We start from the raw sequence: 15,776 nt of genomic DNA, 5'->3' as shown, positions 1-15,776 counted from the left end.
GGTGAGATTAACGTGAAACAAAAGATTCTTTGACAAGCAATCTGCAACTAATGTGCCAATACGCGTAGCAATAGAAAAAGGATTAAGCGGCAGAGAGTTCAACGGAAATCCGGCGTAATCGGGGCAATCAGGCCGGGGAGGTAGTGTTCTGAAATGGGGCAAAGCACCAAAACGGTGCCTGTTAACGGTGCTCCAGCTCGTCAAACTGCTGGTAAAGGTCGGCAATCTGATGAATCCGCTGGCGTCCCTGTGCCAGCATTTCATGCAGCAGCGCATTGGCGATCAGGTTAACCAGACTCATGGCGGCACTGTAACTGTCGAAGGCGGAAACGCTGTCGAGCGGCGTACAGAGCTGCCAGCGCGCCAGCGAAATCACCGTCTGCGCCTGTGGCTCACACAGCGCCAGCAGCGGGATGCCAGCCGTCTGCAGCTGCTGCATCAGCGGGCGAATGATGCGCGGACGGCGGCGAAACGCCATCACGATCACCATGTCATCCGGCGTGATATCCACCAGCTCCTCAGCCAGCGTCTGCCCCGGCTGCGGCAGGATATGCACCTGAGAACGCGCCTGCACCAGCTGCTGTCGCAGATGTAGCGCGACCGGATAGGCGTTGCGCATGCCAATGATAAAGACACGTTTAGCCTGCGCCAGCTGCTGGATAACCTCATTAAAGTGCCGGGCATCCAGGCTATTTACCCACTGCGTCAGATTAGCCATCTCCTGCTTGTAATGACGTGCCAGCAGCGTATTGCCCTGCACTGCATCCCGGTTATCGGTCAGCGGCATGCCACTCTGGCGCAGGATGCGAAGCTCATCACGCATATCCTTGTACTTCTCATAGCCCAGACGCTTAAACAGTCGACTGACCGTGGCTTTCGACACGCCACTGAGCCGCGCCAGCTCGGCGCTGTTGTAGCTGATCAGATCATCGAAGTGGTCAAACACGAAGTCGGCAATACGCTGCTCCTGCGGAGAGAGCTGGGGATAGTGACTTCGGAGTCGTTCATCAAGCTGTTTCATAAGGCGTCCTGTAACTTTTGTTTCAGCAGAAGCTAGCACAATTTACGCCAGGTTAACCGGCGCATCGTCAGCTGAGCATGAAAACTGGAACAGCTCTTGCTTTGTTATGGGTTCTGTCACCCAAAGAACGAGAAAAAGATGATTCAAAGCAATATGGCCCCGCAGGGGATGGCGGTGACGCCACACCATCTGGCGAGTGAAAGTGCGCTCGCGGTGCTGCGCGATGGCGGTAATGCCATTGAAGCGATGGTGGCCGCTGCCGCGACGATCGCCGTGGTCTATCCGCACATGAACGGACTGGGCGGCGATGGCTTCTGGCTGATTCTGCCGCCAGGCGGCGATCCGGTCGCTATCGACGCCAGCGGTGCCGCCGGTTCGCTGGCTCACCGCGATTTTTACGCGGATAACCCGACGATCCCACACCGCGGGCCAAAAGCGGCGCTGACCGTGGCCGGTACGGTCAGCGGCTGGCAGGAAGCACTGACGCTCTCTGCAGAGATGGGCACCCCGCCGCTACCGCTGACCCGTCTGCTGCGGGATGCGATTCGCTACGCCGACAACGGTATTCCGGTGACCGCCTCACAGACCGCCGCGACCACGAACTTCCTCAGTGAGTTGCAGCATCAGCCCGGCTTTCGTGCCCATTTTATGCCCGACGGCGATGTGCCGCAGCCGGGCAGCCGTTTTACTCAGCCTGCACTGGCGAACACCCTGAGCCAGCTCACCGAAGAGGGACTCGACAGCTTTTATCGCGGCCCGCTGGCTCACCATATGGCCGACGAGATGGTCACGCTGGGCATGCCGGTGACGCTGGCCGATCTGCAGCAGCATCACGCCCGTCGCACGACACCGCTGCATCTTGCCCACAGCGAAGGCGACATCTGGAATATCGCTCCACCGACCCAGGGCGTCGTTTCGCTGGCGATCCTCGGCATCTCCGATCGGCTGGAGATGGCGCAGGCTGACGACGCGCAGACGGTGCACCGCATCGTGGAAGCCACCAAAAAAGCCTTTGCGCTGCGCGATAAACACATTACCGATCCGCGTCACGTCACCGAAGATGTACAGGCGCTGCTGGATAGCGATCATCTTGATACGCTCGCCAGCCAGATTGCCGATGGCGAGGCCGCCGCCTGGGGCAGCGGACGCGGACCGGGCGATACGGTCTGGATGGGCGTGATGGACAGCAGCGGTCTCGCTGTTTCCTTTATTCAGAGCATTTACCACGAGTTTGGCAGCGGTGTCGTGCTGCCCGGCACCGGCATCACCTGGCAGAACCGGGGCGCTGCGTTCAGCCTCGACCCTGACCATCTGCTGGCGCTGGTGCCTGGTAAGCAGCCGTTCCATACCCTGAATCCCGCCGCCGCGCGGCTGAAAGATGGCCGGACAATGGTGTATGGCGCAATGGGCGGAGATGGACAGCCGCAGACCCAGGCGGCGATTTTCACCCGCCATGTGATTCAGGGCTTGCCGTTACAACAGGCGGTCAGTGCGCCGCGCTGGCTGCTGGGCCGGACCTGGGGGCAATCGTCCGACTCATTAAAACTGGAAGGCCGCTTTGACGACGAAACGGTATTGATGCTGCGCCTGTGGGGACATGAGGTGGAACGGCTGCCGGACTTCAGCGAATCCGTAGGTCATGCGGGCGCGATTGTGCGTCACAGCAACGGCATGTTTGAGGGCGCAAGCGATCCACGCAGTAACGGCAGCGCCGCCGGTTTTTAACAGGAGCGAATCATGAATCAACAAGATTGGGCCAGCTACATCGGCCATATGGAGCAGATCCTGCAACTGGAACTGGATGAGGGCCGCCGCGCTGAGCTGCTGATCCAGCTTTCACGCATTGCGGAGATGGCTGCGCCGCTGATGGCGTTTCCGCTGGATGACCGGCTGGAAGTGGCAGGAGTATATCAGGCATGAGATTAGGTGATGTTTCAATTCAGACGCTGCAACGGGCGATTCAGCAGGGTGAGATCAGCGCGCTGGAGGTGGCAAAGCACACGCTGCAGGCGGTTGAGCAGCACAATCCGGCGCTGAATGCCTGGACGGAAATCACCGGGCCGCGCATGTTAAAAGAGGCCAGCGCCATTGATGCACAGCGACAGCGCGGCGAAACGCTGCCACTGCTGGCGGGCATTCCTTATGCGGTGAAAAATCTGTTTGATGTGGCGGGTCACAGTACCCTGGCCGGTGCCAGCCTGTTCCGCGATCGCCCTGTGGCACAGGCAGATGCGTTTGCCGTTGATAAACTGCGTCATGCTGGCGCGCTGCTGTCGGGCATGCTGAACATGGATGCCTACGCCTACGGTTTTACTACTGAAAACAGCTACTATGGTGCGACCCACAATCCACGCGATTTCAGCCGCGTGGCGGGCGGCTCGTCAGGCGGTTCGGCCGCCGCGGTAGCCGCCGGGCTGGTTCACTTTTCGCTTGGCACCGATACCAACGGTTCGATTCGGGTGCCCGCGTCGCTGTGCGGTATTTTTGGTCTTAAGCCCACCTTTGGCCGTCTGTCACGCAGCGGCAGTCATCCGTTTGTCGCCAGCCTTGACCACATCGGGCCGCTGGCCCGGCGGGTTGAAGACCTGGCGCTGGTTTATGACCTGCTACAGGGCGCAGATTGTGCCGATGCGTTTCAGGCCGATCGTCCGCTGGCCGCGACACTGCCGGGGCTGTCACAGGGTAGAGAAGGCTTACGCTGCGGCGTGCTGGGCGGTTTTTTTGCCCGCTGGTGCGATGATGACGCGCGCGCTGCCGTCGCGGTGGTCGCGGCCGCGCTGGATGCACAGGAAGAGGTGCTGATGCCGGAGGCGGAGCTGGCCCGCTCGGCGGCGTTTATCATGACTGCTGCAGAAGGCGGCAATCACTATCTGCCCGCCCTGCGCCAGATGCCGGCGCAGTTTGAACCGAACTCACGCGAGCGTCTGCTGGCCGGTGCCATGATGCCCGGCGCCTGGTATGTGCAGGCGCAGCGTTTCCGTCGTCATTTCCAGCAGCAGGTGTTACCGCTGTTTGATCGGTTCGATGTGCTGATCGCCCCGGCAACCCCCTGCAGCGCGATCACGATTGGCCAGCAGACGCTGTCGATTCAGGGTGAATCCCTGCCTGCTAAAGCGAGCATGGGAATGCTGACGCAGCCGATTTCCTTCCTGGGATTGCCGGTCTGTACCGTGCCGCTGGCGACCCGGAGCGGTCTGCCAATTGGCTTACAGCTTATCGCCCGTCCGTTTAATGAAGAGGCGGTGTTACGTGCCGCCTGGTCACTGGAACAACGTGGCATCACTATGCCGCAAATTACTATGGCAGGAGCCTGATGAAAACAGAGATTAATTTACCGCATGTGCTCACCGAGGTGACGGCACAGTTTTATCGCTACGAGCAGGCGCTGGTCAGCAATGATGTGGACGAACTGGATACGCTGTTCTGGCACGACCCGCGAACCGTGCGCCTCGGCGCGGGTGAGAATCTGTATGGCATTGATGAGATCCGGGCCTTCCGTGCCGCGCGTCCGTCAGCCGGGCTGGACCGGACGCTGCGCAACACCGTGATTACCACTTTTGGCGAGGATTATGCGGTCTGTAGCACCGAATTTACCCGCACCGGCAGCGATAAAACTGGCCGCCAGCAGCAGACCTGGGTGCGCATGCCCCACGGCTGGTGCATCGTGGCGGCACAGGTTAGTCTGATGAGCTGACGGCCTCCGGCGCGTCGCCCGATCAGTACGGGGCAAGCGCCGGACCCGGCTTACTGAGCCGGGTGCGTGGTGATCCAGTGCTCAGCGATCTGCTGACGGGTACAAATCCAGACGTCATCGTGCTGCTGAATGTGATCGAGGAAGTTCTGCAGCGCGCGGAATTTGCCCGGACGTCCCAGCAGACGGCAATGCATGCCGATCGACATCATCTTCGGCGCGGTTTCCCCCTCTTCATACAGCACATCGAAGGTGTCCCGCAGATAGGTGAAGAACTGCTCGGCGGTGTTAAACCCCTGCGGCGAGGCGAAGCGCATGTCGTTGCACTCCAGGGTGTAAGGAATAATCAGGTGCGGTTTCACCGTGCCATCCTGACAGGTAACCTGGGTCCAGAACGGCAGATCGTCGCCGTAGTAGTCACTGTCGTAGCTGAAACCGCCCTGCTCTACCACCAGCCGACGGGTGTTCGGGCTGTCGCGGCCGGTGTACCAGCCGGTCGGCGCTTTACCAAACAGATCCACCAGCACATCAACCGCCTGCTGCATATGCTGACGTTCGGTTTTTGCATCCATGCCCTGATAGTGGATCCAGCGCCAGCCGTGGCTGACCACATCGTAGTCCGCCTGTTTAATCGCCTCGACGACTTCCGGGTGACGCGCCAGCGCCATCGCCACACCAAAGACGGTTAGCGGCAGACCGCGCTTCTGAAACTCATTGTGAATGCGCCAGAATCCGGCGCGGGAGCCATACTCATACAGCGACTCCATCGACATATGCCGATCGGCATAGCTCGCTGCACCGATAATGTCGGAGAGGAACTGCTCTGAGCCCGCATCGCCGTGCAGCACGCTGTTTTCTGCGCCCTCTTCATAGTTCAGAACAAACTGCACCGCCACACGGGCGTTGTTGGGCCAGGCGGCGTGCGGCGGATTAGCGCCATAACCGATTAAATCGCGCGGATAGTTTTTGTTAAAGCTGTACTCTTTCTTCTCTGCAGCGTCAGTCATCACTCCACCTGTCTTAAATCGTGAAAGTTCCGTTAGTTTAGATGCTGAAACGCACCTGAGAGCGGTTTCTGCAAAGGCCAGGCCAGATCGCCATGTTTGCTGGTGCCAAAGCCCAGTGCCACCAGCGACTCGACCATTTTTACCGCCGCACTCACACCATCGATCACCGGCAGGCCCAGCTCCTGGGTCAGCGAGGCGGCCAGCGTGGCCATTCCGCCGCAGCCCAGCACAATCGCCCCGCTGCCATCTTCCCGTTTCGCCTGAATACAGCGTTCCCGCACTTTCTCCTGTGCCAGACCGCTGCCATCTTCCAGCGCAAGGACCGGCAAATCGATGGCGTGTAACGCGGCACAGTGATGGGTGAAGCCATACTGCTGCAGCAGATGACGCGCAATCACCAGGGTGCGCGGCAGCGTGGTAACAACGGAGAAGCGCGTCGCCAGCAGCGTGGCAGTATGCATCGCCGCTTCCGCAATGCCGATCACCGGTCCGCTGGCCAGCTCGCGTGCCGCCAGCAGACCCGGATCGCCAAAGCAGGCAATGACGTGGCCGCTGACGCCCTGCTCCCTGCCGAGCTTGATCTGCTCCAGCACGCCGATGGCGGCGATCGCCTCATCAAAGTGGCCTTCAATCGAGGGCACGCCCTGCGACGGTGAGACCGCCAGAATTTGGGTGCCCGGTGCAGCGACCGCACGGGCGGCCTGGCCGATAGTTTCGGTCATCGCAAGGCTGGTGTTGGGGTTAATCACCTGAATCACGCTCATGAGGCCGCTCCAGAACCTGCGGCAAACAGTCGGGAGAAATCGGGCAGGGTTTCCCCGCTGCGCTCAAAATGCAGGCTGGAAACGATGTGCTCAAAGTGATGCTGTAGCACCTGCGTCAGCGGTTCCAGCGCGCGCGCATGCAGTAACTTCAGCAGATTCGCGTGATCGTCACAGCGGCAGCCGCGCTGCCATGGCGCGCCATAAGCCGCAATCACCAGCGACGAGCGCTGCGTCAGGCTGGTCACCATGCCGGTGAGCACCTGATTGCCGGAGATCGCCTGCAGCTGGATATGAAATGCCGCAGAGAGCCGGATCGCTGCCGGACCATCCTGATCGGCAAGGGCCTGGTTCTCCTGCGCGATGAGCTGCTCCAGCGCCACCAGATGCGGCGGCTGCAGATGCGCCAGTACCGCAGGCAGATTGGCGCACTCCATTAAACTGCGGGTGGAAAAGATGTCCCGCGCCTCTTCAACGCCGGGGGTCGCCACCTGCGCACCACGTTTGGGCGTCAGCGTCACCATCTGCACCGCCGCGAGGCGCTGCAGCACTTTGCGGATGCCGGTGCGGCTCACACCAAAGACCCCGGAAAGGGCCTCTTCCGGCAATTTACTGCCCGGCGGCAGCTGGTGCTCAACAATGGCGTTCATCAACGCCTGGTAAATTCCTTCGTCCTTATCCTGCAGCCTGGTGGCGTCTCGCTGGCCTGTTTTACTCGTCATTACCTGCTCCGGTCACTCGCTGTGTGCCATTATCGTATACGTAAAAATTAAATATTGTATACAAAAAAGAGATCTGGCCTGAATCCTGCAATACCGTTTTACCAGATTATTCATTTCACTCTCGGGTAAAGGAGCAGGTTTCATGCCAAATCAATCAACGGTGGCCAGCACGGCCTCTGAAGCCAGTGCCCGTTACAGCCCACGGCTCTGTAACGACGACCTGGCACCGACACGCGATCAGAACTGGTCGTGGTACAACATTTTTTCCTTCTGGATGTCCGATGTGCACAGCATGGGCGGCTATGTGGTGGCCGCCAGCTTCTTCACGCTGGGATTAGCCAGCTGGCAGGTGCTGCTCTGTCTGCTCGCCGGGATCTGCATCGTGCAGATCTGTGCGAATCTGGTGGCGAAACCGAGCCAGATGGCGGGCGTACCTTATGCGGTGATTTGCCGTCAGGCGTTTGGCGTGTTTGGCGCCAATATTCCGGCAGTGATCCGCGGGCTGATCGCATTCGCGTGGTATGGCATCCAGACTTATCTGGCGGCGAACGCCCTGATGCTGGTGCTGCTGAAGTTTGCACCATCGCTGACCTCGATGACCGAACCGCACTGGCTGGGTTTGTCGCTGCTGGGCTGGTGCTGTTTCGGGGTGATGTGGTTACTGCAGGCGATGGTGTTCTGGCACGGCATGAACGCCATTAAGCGGTTTATTGATGTCGCTGGGCCGGCCGTCTATGTGGTGATGGTGGTGCTGGCGGGCTGGATTGTATACAAAACCGGTTTCGATGGGATCTCCTTTACCCTTGCCAGCAAATCACTGACAGCAGGTGAGCAGACGTGGCAGATGATTACGGCCACGGCGCTGGTGGTCTCCTACTTCTCCGGTCCATTGCTGAACTTCGGAGACTTCTCACGTTACGGCAAAAACATGTCCGAGATCCGTCGCGGCAACCGCTGGGGCCTGCCGTTCAACTTCCTGCTGTTCTCTGTGGTGACCGTGGTTATTGTGTCAGGTACTCAGTCGCTGTTTGGCAAGATGATTACCGATCCCATCGAAACCGTGAGCATGGTCGGCAACGATCTGGCAGTAGCGATTGGTCTGCTGACCATGATTACGGCCACCATCGGCATCAATATCGTGGCGAACTTCGTTTCACCTGCTTTTGACTTCTCCAACTGTTCACCGCAGAAAATCAGCTTCCGCACCGGTGGCATGATCGCCGCCGTGGGTTCCGTGCTGTTAACGCCGTGGAACCTGTTCCAGTCGCCTGAATTGATTCACTACACGCTGGATGTGCTGGGCTCGTTCATCGGACCACTGTTCGGCATTCTGCTGACCGATTTCTACCTGATTAAACGTGGACGTATCTCGGTTGATGACCTGTTTAACGATACGCCAGCAGGCCGTTACTGGTACCGCGGTGGCTTTAACCCCAAAGCGATTGGCGCGCTGCTGCCGTCGGTAGCGATTTGCCTGGTGATTAGCTTTATCCCTTCCCTGCATCAGGTGGCGAACTTTAGCTGGTTTATTGGTGCCGGTCTGGCGGCAGGCTGCTATCGCTTTATCGCCCGTGAAGATCGCGAGACGGAGGATGTGGCCCGCTGGCATAGCGAGGGAATGGCGCAGAAGAAGCAAGCCGCCGCTGAATAGCAGACAGCAAAAAGCCGATTCATTTCTGAATCGGCTTTTTTAAAGAGATTGGCGGAACGGACGGGGCTCGAACCCGCGACCCCCTGCGTGACAGGCAGGTATTCTAACCAACTGAACTACCGCTCCGCGCTTTGTTCCCCGTCGGGAACGAGGCGCATAGTAATGGCAGGCCGTTACGGCGTCAACGCTTTTTCCAGGTGAATGAATCGTTTGCTGTTTTTTTCAGCTTGGCGTTGATTTTATCCACAAAAACAGGCCCTTCAGCCGCGCCACAGGCAGCTGCCACCCTTTTTCATCACCAGATCCAGACGGGATTCATGGGCCGCCACTTCCTTTTCGCTGGCCGTCACCACACGCAGCGCAGAAGCAGGACGCACGATGCGCTGAATGCTCTCTCCCTGAGCCTGTCGGGCGCTTTCACTTTCTGATAAGAAGGAGAGTGAGGTCTGCCCGCCGGTCATGGTCAGGAAGACTTCAGCCAGAATCTCGGCATCGAGCAATGCGCCGTGCAGGGTTCGTTTGGTGTTATCTATTTCGTAACGTGAGCAGAGCGCATCAAGGCTGTTACGCTTGCCGGGAAACATTCGACGTGCCAGTGCCAGGCTGTCGGTAATTTTGCAGAAGGTTTCGGTTTTCTCAATGCCACGGTTCAGCTTTGAAAATTCGTAATCCATAAAGCCGATATCAAACGGCGCGTTATGAATGACTAACTCGGCACCGCGAATATAGTCGAGAAACTCATCGGCGATTTCGCTGAACGCGGGCTTGTCGGCCAGAAACTCATCCGCAATGCCATGTACACCAAAGGCTTCGGGATCGACCAGCCGATCGGGTTTGAGATACATATGGAAATTGTTACCGGTCAGGCGACGGTTAATCACCTCTACCGCACCAATCTCAATGATGCGATGCCCCTCATAATGTACCCCGATCATGTTCATGCCGGTGGTTTCAGTATCAAGAACGATCTGGCGGTTATTTGCAGTGCTCATAAGACCCGTTTTATGTCAGACTTGGCGCTTTTGAGAGGAAGTCTACCAGAGATGCGCAAACAGGTAGAAATATTCACCGATGGATCCTGTCTTGGAAATCCCGGTCCCGGCGGTTACGGGGCGATTTTACGCTACGGTCAGCATGAGAAAACCTTCAGCGCGGGCTATTACCTTACCACTAACAACCGGATGGAGCTGATGGCGGCGATTGTCTCGCTTGAAGCGCTGACCCAGCCGTGCGATGTGGTGCTCAGCACCGACAGTCAGTATGTGCGTCAGGGCATTACCAGCTGGATTCATAACTGGAAAAAGCGTAGCTGGAAAACCGCCGATAAAAAGCCGGTAAAGAATGTCGACCTCTGGCAGCGCCTCGACCTAGCCCTCAGCACCCATAAGATTCAGTGGGAGTGGGTTAAAGGGCATGCCGGACATCCGGAGAATGAACGCTGCGACGTGCTGGCCCGCAGCGCGGCGGAAAATCCTGCCTTTGAGGATATCGGTTATAAAACCGAGTCCTGATCCTCTGCCTTGCGGAACTGACGCGTGGCGTTGACCGTCTGGCGGATCTTGCTGGTGCTCATGCTCTTCTTTGCCCGGGTCGGCAGCAGCGGGAAGGTTCGCTTGCGCGCCACCACAATATTCAGACAGCCCAGCGCCGGTAAATGGGCGCTGATCAGTTTTCCGCCCTGCTGATGCCATGGCAGCACCTGAAATCGGGTACGGTAGACCACCTCATAATTCAGTAGTCCCAGCCAGTCGAGCAATCGCATCTGGCTGAACATCCGTCCGCTCCACGGTGCTTTGCGGGTTAATCCCGGTACCATTTTGCTTACACCAAGGAGGCTGAAAGGATTAAAACCGCTGATGATCATCCAGCCATCATCGATCAACACCCTGTCCACTTCGCGTAAAACCCGGTGAGGATCCTGACTCCAGGCGAGCGTATGGGCCAGCAGACAGGCATCAATCGACTTCGACGCAAACGGCAATTGCATCGGGTCAGCCCGCACCTGTAACAGCTCGCCTTCACTGCCCATATTGACCTGATGCGAAATAGCACAGTTTTCGGTGTTGATTTCTGCGCTGAGGTTGCCAAGCTTAAGCATATGAAAGCCATAAAGCTTTCCGAGGTAAGGCTGAAGCTGCTGCGTTAGCGCGTCGCGGAAATAATCTCCCCACGGCATATCGCGCCACGACAGCGGTGCGTTCAGAACCTGGCGTGATTTAGCGGGCTTCATGCTTTACGCTCTTCCTTTTCCTACGACCTGCGAGAGGTGATGATGAATCTTACCAGTATTCCTGCGTTGCAGGACAACTACATCTGGACGCTGAATGATGATGAGGGTAAATGCCTGATCGTTGATCCCGGCGAAGCTCAGCCAGTGTTAGAAAAAATGGCGTCAAACGGCTGGCAGCCAGTCGCGATTCTGTTGACTCATCACCATAACGACCATACGGACGGCGTGATAACATTATGTGAGCACTTCCCTCACCTTGAGGTTTATGGTCCTCAGGAAACCGAAGCGAAAGGGGCCGGGACGATAGTCAGCGAAGGCGATAAAGTCACCGTACTGGGCCTGACCTTTGAAGTGATCCATACCCCAGGTCACACTTTAGGACATATCTCATATTACAGCTCACCTTATCTTTTCTGTGGTGATACTCTCTTTTCAGGCGGCTGCGGACGCCTTTTTGAGGGCACACCCGAGCAGATGTATCATTCGTTTCAAAAGCTTAATCAGCTTCCAGGAGAAACCTTAGTCTGCTGCGCGCATGAATATACTTTATCCAATCTGAAGTTTGCTGCGGCAATTCTGCCCCAAGACCCGCAAATAACGGCCGAATACCAGAAAATTAAGGACTTACGTGCCGAAAATGGCATTAGTCTGCCAACAAAACTGGCGCACGAACGGTCAATAAATTTATTTCTGCGTACGCAAGATATTGATTTGCAAAGGGCATTAAACGTTAACGTTACTGATGAGCCGGTATGGCGGACATTTGCCGTTCTACGCGAGAAGAAAGACGTTTTTTGATTTTTCGGGTTGTGTTGTGAAAAGTCGTCACGTATAGTTGCTCGTCTTTTAAGCGAACTATTGACACACACATGAAGGCTAAAGCGATCTTACTCGCCTCAGTCTTGCTGGTAGGATGTCAGGCGTCCAGGAACGATGCCAATATCCCCGAACAGCATGCACAGAGCCTGTCTTCAGCTGGTCAAGGTGAAAATGGAAAGTACGGAGACGCGTTTTTGTCGCCGCGATGGCAGGAAGATGGAACTGGCCTCGCAACAGACGCAGATCTCTGGAGTTTCATTAGTGACGAGTTGAAGATGGGGATTCCGGAAAATCCGGCAATCCGCGAACAAAAAAGTAAATTTTTAAAAAATAAGAGCTATCTCCACGATGTAACATTACGGGCAGAGCCGTACATGTACTGGATAGTCGAGCAGATACAGAAACGTAAAATGCCGATGGAACTGGTACTGCTACCCATAGTGGAGAGCGCTTTTGACCCTCGCGCAACCTCATCCGCCAATGCCGCTGGTATCTGGCAGATTGTTGCATCTACGGGTCGAAACTATGGTTTGAAACAAAACCAGTATTACGATGGGCGACGTGATGTAGTCGCATCCACGAAAGTTGCGCTGGATATGATGCAGCGTCTTAACACCATGTTTGACGGTGACTGGTTACTGACCATCGCTGCTTATAACAGTGGTGAAGGACGGGTGCTCAAAGCGATCAAGCAGAATAAGGCGCGCGGTAAGCCGACTGACTTCTGGCATTTATCGCTACCACGCGAAACGACGGTGTATGTGCCTAAAATGTTAGCGCTGAGTGAACTGCTCAAAAATAACAAGCGTTACGGTATCAAACTGCCGACACCCAATGAAAGTCGTGCTCTGGCACGAGTGGAAGTGGGTCAGCAGATACAGCTGACGCAGGCTGCCGAAATGGCGGGTATGTCGCTCACGAAACTGAAGAGCTTCAATACCGGCTATAAAGGCGGTGCAACAGCGCCAAACGGCCCGCACTACATTTTGGTGCCGAAGTCGAACGTCGCGAAACTGCGTAACTCACTGGCTTCCGGTGACATCGCAGCGGTACAGCCTGTGCAGCTTGCGAAAGCCAGCGCGAGCGGTGGGTACAAAGTGCGACGAGGTGATACGCTTTCTGGTATTGCCGCTAAACTTGGCGTTAGCGTCTCGACACTGAAACAGGAAAACAACCTGCGCGGTGCTGATATCCGACCAGGTCAGACGTTGACCATCGGTTCGAACGGCATCCGACTGGCTGATAACGGCAACAGCATCACCTATCGTGTTCGTAAGGGTGATTCTCTTGACAGTATTGCCCGTCATCACGGCGTCAATATCAAAGACGTGATGCGCTGGAACAGTGTGCTGGACAGTGCGAAAGATATTCAACCCGGCGATAACTTAACGCTGTTTGTGAATAATAACGCAACACCGGATACCTGATACGTTGAAAAGGCTGACATTTGTCAGCCTTTTTCTTTTATTTATTTGCCGCTATTCAGGCCTCACACCAACATCCTTCCCCGGCCCGGCGCAGGATTAGCCGCCTGAACTGAACTCCACCAGTAACGGATTATGATCGGAAGCGCGCGTCACCAGTACGGATGCCTCACTGACTCTCAAGTCTCGATAGAAGACGAAATCCAGCGGGCGACCAAACGCTTTGCGGCGGTGATCGGCCGTAAACATCACCTCTTCCAGCTTCATCCGCTGTGCAAATCGATAGAGCGCATTGATGCGCTGACGGCTCCAGGCATTGAAATCCCCTGCCATAATGACCGGTCCCTGATGATGCATAATCTGCTCACCGATAGGCCCCAGCTGTTTACTGTAGACATCGACACCCAGGCTGAAGTTAACCGCATGGATGTTAACCACCATCAGCATTTCTCCTGCTGGCAGCGGATACGCCGTAACCAGCGCCGATTTTGACAGCCTCAGCAGAGGCTCACGCTCGCGTAATGGGCAACAATAGACCGGATGGGCAGAAGCAAGTGTCATCACGCCAGAGGGATGCTGAGGCAGCACAAAGGCAGGCACCTGATCGGCAGCCAGATAATTACTGGTGGCAAATTGTACCAGTTCGGGTGTGGTCTGCGCTTCCTGTAGTAATACCAGGTGCGCATCCTTACCAAATCCTTCCAGCACTGACATCCAGTCTGCACGCTGCTGCTTGAAAATATTCCATACCAGAACTTTAAGGTTTGGATGCGCGGGCAACGGTGCGCCGGGTGGCAGTGCCTGGCCGAGATGAAGCATCGCGCCAGGTGGAAAGATTTGTTCCACTGGTTGTCCTGCTACATATCGCATTGCATAAGTTTTTTTGCGCACTTTCCCGCCTGGCTGATAATTCAAAAATACAGTTAACACCTGTCTGTTATAGGGATTCCAGACCGGGGTTTCAATGGATGCAGGTGAATGTCAGAATTCATCACGCTTTTCCAGAATAAAGGAGTTAGTTTAAGCTCGCTAAGCTAAACAAGGCAGAACCAGGCCACATCAACGGTGTCCTCATTGAGGACGCCTGTACGGGTTATGCCAGTATAATCGTTCATAAAATAGCTAAATAACTACAATACTATAGGGCGGAAAAATGAAGGCATCTTCTGACGAACTCATGGTGTTTGTCAGTGTAGTAGAGAGTGGAAGTTTCAGCCGCGCAGCTGAGCAGTTGCAGATGGCTAACTCTGCCGTCAGCAGAACCATAAAAAAACTGGAAAACAAGCTGGGCATAGCTCTGCTGACCCGTACCACGCGACAGCTGGCACTTACGCAGGAAGGCGAACGCTATTTCCGCCATGTTCAGCGCTTTTTGCAGGAGATGACTACAGCAGAAAGCGATTTGATAGAAAGCTTACAGGAGCCTAAAGGGCTACTGCGCGTTGATGCCGCGACACCGGTTATTCTGCATTTGCTGATGCCGATGGTTAAGCCCTTTCGCCAGCGCTATCCCGGAGTGACGCTTTCGTTGATCTCCTCAGAGAGTTTTATCAATCTGATTGAACGGAAAGTGGATATTGCGATTCGTGCCGGCAATCTCACGGACTCAACGCTACGCGCCAGATTGCTGTTCAACAGTTTTCGCAAGGTTGTCGCGTCACCTGCCTATCTCCGTGAGTACGGTGTACCACATAAGGTGACCGATCTGGATAACCATCACTGTCTTGGCTTCGAAGAATCCCCGAGGCTCAATCGCTGGCCCATTGCACGTGAAAGCGGCGAACTCTATGACATCGACTGGGCTATCTCTTCTAATAGTGGAGAGACGATTAAACAGCTCTGTCTTACCGGCAATGGCATCGCCTGTCTGTCGGACTATATGATCGATCGTGAGGTGGCTGAAGGAACACTGGTGGAAGTACTGGCCGGTCAACGTCTGCCGGTCGAGATGCCTTTTAATGCGGTCTACTACAGTGATACTGGTGTGAGCCAGCGTGTACGGGCTTTTATCGATTTTCTCAGTGAGTGGACAGCTGAGCAGCCGTGGCGCACGTGAGGTCTTTCGGGCTGGCTTATTTGCTGCAATGGAAAAAGCCCTGACCGTTAAGTCAGGGCTTTCCAATTAAGTGGCGGAACGGACGGGGCTCGAACCCGCGACCCCCTGCGTGACAGGCAGGTATTCTAACCAACTGAACTACCGCTCCACCGATTCTTTCACGCTTATCAGCAACCGGCTGATAACCGTCTGTTCCCGTTATTTTCCCTGTCAGAGGAAAAGGAACAAATTTGATGCCTGGCAGTTCCCTACTCTCGCATGGGGAGACCCCACACTACCATCGGCGCTACGGCGTTTCACTTCTGAGTTCGGCATGGGGTCAGGTGGGACCACCGCGCTAAAGCCGCCAGGCAAATCTTGGTGCGCGAAACGAAGCATTACGCTCCGCTTCCGC

16 protein-coding genes, 2 tRNA genes and 1 rRNA gene are annotated in these 15,776 nt (G+C 56.1%); 9 read left to right on the top strand and 10 right to left on the bottom strand.

What is annotated here, in order from left to right:
• Positions 1-181: 181 nt before the first annotated feature.
• On the bottom strand, positions 182-1,021 hold the full coding sequence (gene hpxU, locus QSK07_RS16070; RefSeq protein ID WP_285720977.1) for a MurR/RpiR family transcriptional regulator HpxU: 840 nt from the start codon (positions 1,019-1,021) through the stop codon (positions 182-184).
• A gap of 138 nt (positions 1,022-1,159) precedes the next feature.
• On the opposite strand from hpxU, the gene QSK07_RS16065 reads away from it, so the two are divergent.
• Genes QSK07_RS16065 through hpxZ form a run of 4 tightly spaced genes read left to right on the top strand, consistent with a single transcriptional unit; the run spans position 1,160 to position 4,715 of the window.
• On the top strand, positions 1,160-2,746 hold the full coding sequence (locus QSK07_RS16065) for a gamma-glutamyltransferase family protein (RefSeq protein WP_285720978.1): 1,587 nt from the start codon (positions 1,160-1,162) through the stop codon (positions 2,744-2,746).
• Positions 2,747-2,758: 12 nt separating this feature from the next.
• On the top strand, positions 2,759-2,941 hold the full coding sequence (gene hpxX / locus QSK07_RS16060) for an oxalurate catabolism protein HpxX (RefSeq protein ID WP_285720979.1): 183 nt from the start codon (positions 2,759-2,761) through the stop codon (positions 2,939-2,941).
• Positions 2,938-4,335: an AtzE family amidohydrolase gene (locus QSK07_RS16055; RefSeq protein ID WP_285720980.1), complete on the top strand. Its 1,398-nt coding sequence runs from the start codon at positions 2,938-2,940 to the stop codon at positions 4,333-4,335. The genes hpxX and QSK07_RS16055 overlap by 4 nt, the downstream gene beginning before the upstream one ends.
• Positions 4,335-4,715, top strand: a complete 381-nt coding sequence (hpxZ, locus tag QSK07_RS16050) for an oxalurate catabolism protein HpxZ (protein WP_285720981.1) — start codon at positions 4,335-4,337, stop codon at positions 4,713-4,715. The genes QSK07_RS16055 and hpxZ overlap by 1 nt, the downstream gene beginning before the upstream one ends.
• A gap of 50 nt (positions 4,716-4,765) precedes the next feature.
• Here hpxZ and puuE read toward each other — a convergent pair whose 3' ends face one another.
• Genes puuE through QSK07_RS16035 form a run of 3 tightly spaced genes read right to left on the bottom strand, consistent with a single transcriptional unit; the run spans position 4,766 to position 7,202 of the window.
• Positions 4,766-5,719, bottom strand: a complete 954-nt coding sequence (gene puuE, locus QSK07_RS16045) for an allantoinase PuuE (RefSeq protein WP_285720982.1) — start codon at positions 5,717-5,719, stop codon at positions 4,766-4,768.
• A gap of 32 nt (positions 5,720-5,751) precedes the next feature.
• Positions 5,752-6,483 (bottom strand): allantoin racemase, encoded by a 732-nt coding sequence (hpxA, locus tag QSK07_RS16040; protein WP_285720983.1) that lies wholly within the window; start codon positions 6,481-6,483, stop codon positions 5,752-5,754.
• Positions 6,480-7,202: a GntR family transcriptional regulator gene (locus QSK07_RS16035; protein ID WP_285720984.1), complete on the bottom strand. Its 723-nt coding sequence runs from the start codon at positions 7,200-7,202 to the stop codon at positions 6,480-6,482. The genes hpxA and QSK07_RS16035 overlap by 4 nt, the downstream gene beginning before the upstream one ends.
• Positions 7,203-7,344: 142 nt before the next feature.
• Between QSK07_RS16035 and QSK07_RS16030 the strand changes: the two genes are divergently transcribed.
• A complete protein-coding gene (locus tag QSK07_RS16030; protein WP_285720985.1) occupies positions 7,345-8,853 on the top strand; it encodes an NCS1 family nucleobase:cation symporter-1 in 1,509 nt (502 codons plus the stop codon).
• A gap of 49 nt (positions 8,854-8,902) precedes the next feature.
• Here the strand turns inward: QSK07_RS16030 and QSK07_RS16025 are convergent.
• Both QSK07_RS16025 and dnaQ read right to left on the bottom strand, forming a co-directional pair.
• Positions 8,903-8,979: transfer RNA gene (locus tag QSK07_RS16025), tRNA-Asp, on the bottom strand.
• A 134-nt stretch (positions 8,980-9,113) separates the two neighbouring features.
• On the bottom strand, positions 9,114-9,845 hold the full coding sequence (dnaQ, locus tag QSK07_RS16020; protein ID WP_033731653.1) for a DNA polymerase III subunit epsilon: 732 nt from the start codon (positions 9,843-9,845) through the stop codon (positions 9,114-9,116).
• 51 nt (positions 9,846-9,896) lie between these two features.
• Between dnaQ and rnhA the strand changes: the two genes are divergently transcribed.
• Entirely contained in the window at positions 9,897-10,364 is a 468-nt protein-coding gene (gene rnhA, locus QSK07_RS16015) for a ribonuclease HI (protein WP_275220035.1), read from the top strand.
• Here the strand turns inward: rnhA and QSK07_RS16010 are convergent.
• Entirely contained in the window at positions 10,346-11,083 is a 738-nt protein-coding gene (locus tag QSK07_RS16010; protein ID WP_285720986.1) for a class I SAM-dependent methyltransferase, read from the bottom strand. The genes rnhA and QSK07_RS16010 overlap by 19 nt on opposite strands.
• A gap of 42 nt (positions 11,084-11,125) precedes the next feature.
• Here QSK07_RS16010 and gloB point away from each other — a divergent pair, with 42 nt between their 5' ends.
• Positions 11,126-11,881 (top strand): hydroxyacylglutathione hydrolase, encoded by a 756-nt coding sequence (gene gloB / locus QSK07_RS16005; RefSeq protein WP_285721001.1) that lies wholly within the window; start codon positions 11,126-11,128, stop codon positions 11,879-11,881.
• A 71-nt stretch (positions 11,882-11,952) separates the two neighbouring features.
• Positions 11,953-13,329: a murein transglycosylase D gene (gene mltD / locus QSK07_RS16000; protein ID WP_285720987.1), complete on the top strand. Its 1,377-nt coding sequence runs from the start codon at positions 11,953-11,955 to the stop codon at positions 13,327-13,329.
• A gap of 96 nt (positions 13,330-13,425) precedes the next feature.
• On the opposite strand, the gene QSK07_RS15995 is transcribed toward mltD, so the two are convergent.
• The gene (locus QSK07_RS15995) at positions 13,426-14,217 is read right to left on the bottom strand and encodes an endonuclease/exonuclease/phosphatase family protein (protein ID WP_033732016.1); all 792 of its coding nucleotides are present in this window, start codon (positions 14,215-14,217) and stop codon (positions 13,426-13,428) included.
• A gap of 262 nt (positions 14,218-14,479) precedes the next feature.
• On the opposite strand from QSK07_RS15995, the gene yafC reads away from it, so the two are divergent.
• Positions 14,480-15,382 carry a DNA-binding transcriptional regulator YafC gene (gene yafC / locus QSK07_RS15990; RefSeq protein ID WP_285720988.1) on the top strand — a complete coding sequence of 301 codons (903 nt, stop codon included), beginning with the start codon at positions 14,480-14,482 and terminating at the stop codon, positions 15,380-15,382.
• Positions 15,383-15,453: 71 nt separating this feature from the next.
• Here the strand turns inward: yafC and QSK07_RS15985 are convergent.
• Together QSK07_RS15985 and rrf are read right to left on the bottom strand one after the other, a co-directional pair.
• Positions 15,454-15,530, bottom strand: a tRNA-Asp gene (locus QSK07_RS15985).
• An 87-nt stretch (positions 15,531-15,617) separates the two neighbouring features.
• A 5S ribosomal RNA gene (gene rrf / locus QSK07_RS15980) occupies positions 15,618-15,733 on the bottom strand.
• Positions 15,734-15,776 lie beyond the last annotated feature (43 nt).

The sequence above is a fragment of the Pantoea sp. QMID4 genome (assembly GCF_030270445.1).
In the GTDB taxonomy this organism is placed as follows: Bacteria; Pseudomonadota; Gammaproteobacteria; order Enterobacterales; family Enterobacteriaceae; genus Pantoea; species Pantoea vagans.
Note: the sequence above shows the minus strand (reverse complement) of the source record. Positions and strands in the feature narration are given on the sequence as shown.

Bases quoted from the DNA above. Each gene is read 5' to 3' on its own strand.
- hpxZ (WP_285720981.1), top strand. From the start codon at position 4,335: ATGAAAACAGAGATTAATTTACCGCATGTGCTCACCGAGGTGACGGCA.
- puuE (WP_285720982.1), bottom strand. From the start codon at position 5,719: ATGACTGACGCTGCAGAGAAGAAAGAGTACAGCTTTAACAAAAACTAT.
- hpxX (WP_285720979.1), top strand. From the start codon at position 2,759: ATGAATCAACAAGATTGGGCCAGCTACATCGGCCATATGGAGCAGATC.
- rnhA (WP_275220035.1), top strand. From the start codon at position 9,897: ATGCGCAAACAGGTAGAAATATTCACCGATGGATCCTGTCTTGGAAAT.
- hpxU (WP_285720977.1), bottom strand. From the start codon at position 1,021: ATGAAACAGCTTGATGAACGACTCCGAAGTCACTATCCCCAGCTCTCT.
- yafC (WP_285720988.1), top strand. From the start codon at position 14,480: ATGAAGGCATCTTCTGACGAACTCATGGTGTTTGTCAGTGTAGTAGAG.
- hpxA (WP_285720983.1), bottom strand. From the start codon at position 6,483: ATGAGCGTGATTCAGGTGATTAACCCCAACACCAGCCTTGCGATGACC.
- QSK07_RS16010 (WP_285720986.1), bottom strand. From the start codon at position 11,083: ATGAAGCCCGCTAAATCACGCCAGGTTCTGAACGCACCGCTGTCGTGG.
- gloB (WP_285721001.1), top strand. From the start codon at position 11,126: ATGAATCTTACCAGTATTCCTGCGTTGCAGGACAACTACATCTGGACG.
- QSK07_RS16055 (WP_285720980.1), top strand. From the start codon at position 2,938: ATGAGATTAGGTGATGTTTCAATTCAGACGCTGCAACGGGCGATTCAG.
- QSK07_RS16030 (WP_285720985.1), top strand. From the start codon at position 7,345: ATGCCAAATCAATCAACGGTGGCCAGCACGGCCTCTGAAGCCAGTGCC.
- dnaQ (WP_033731653.1), bottom strand. From the start codon at position 9,845: ATGAGCACTGCAAATAACCGCCAGATCGTTCTTGATACTGAAACCACC.
- QSK07_RS16035 (WP_285720984.1), bottom strand. From the start codon at position 7,202: ATGACGAGTAAAACAGGCCAGCGAGACGCCACCAGGCTGCAGGATAAG.
- mltD (WP_285720987.1), top strand. From the start codon at position 11,953: ATGAAGGCTAAAGCGATCTTACTCGCCTCAGTCTTGCTGGTAGGATGT.
- QSK07_RS16065 (WP_285720978.1), top strand. From the start codon at position 1,160: ATGATTCAAAGCAATATGGCCCCGCAGGGGATGGCGGTGACGCCACAC.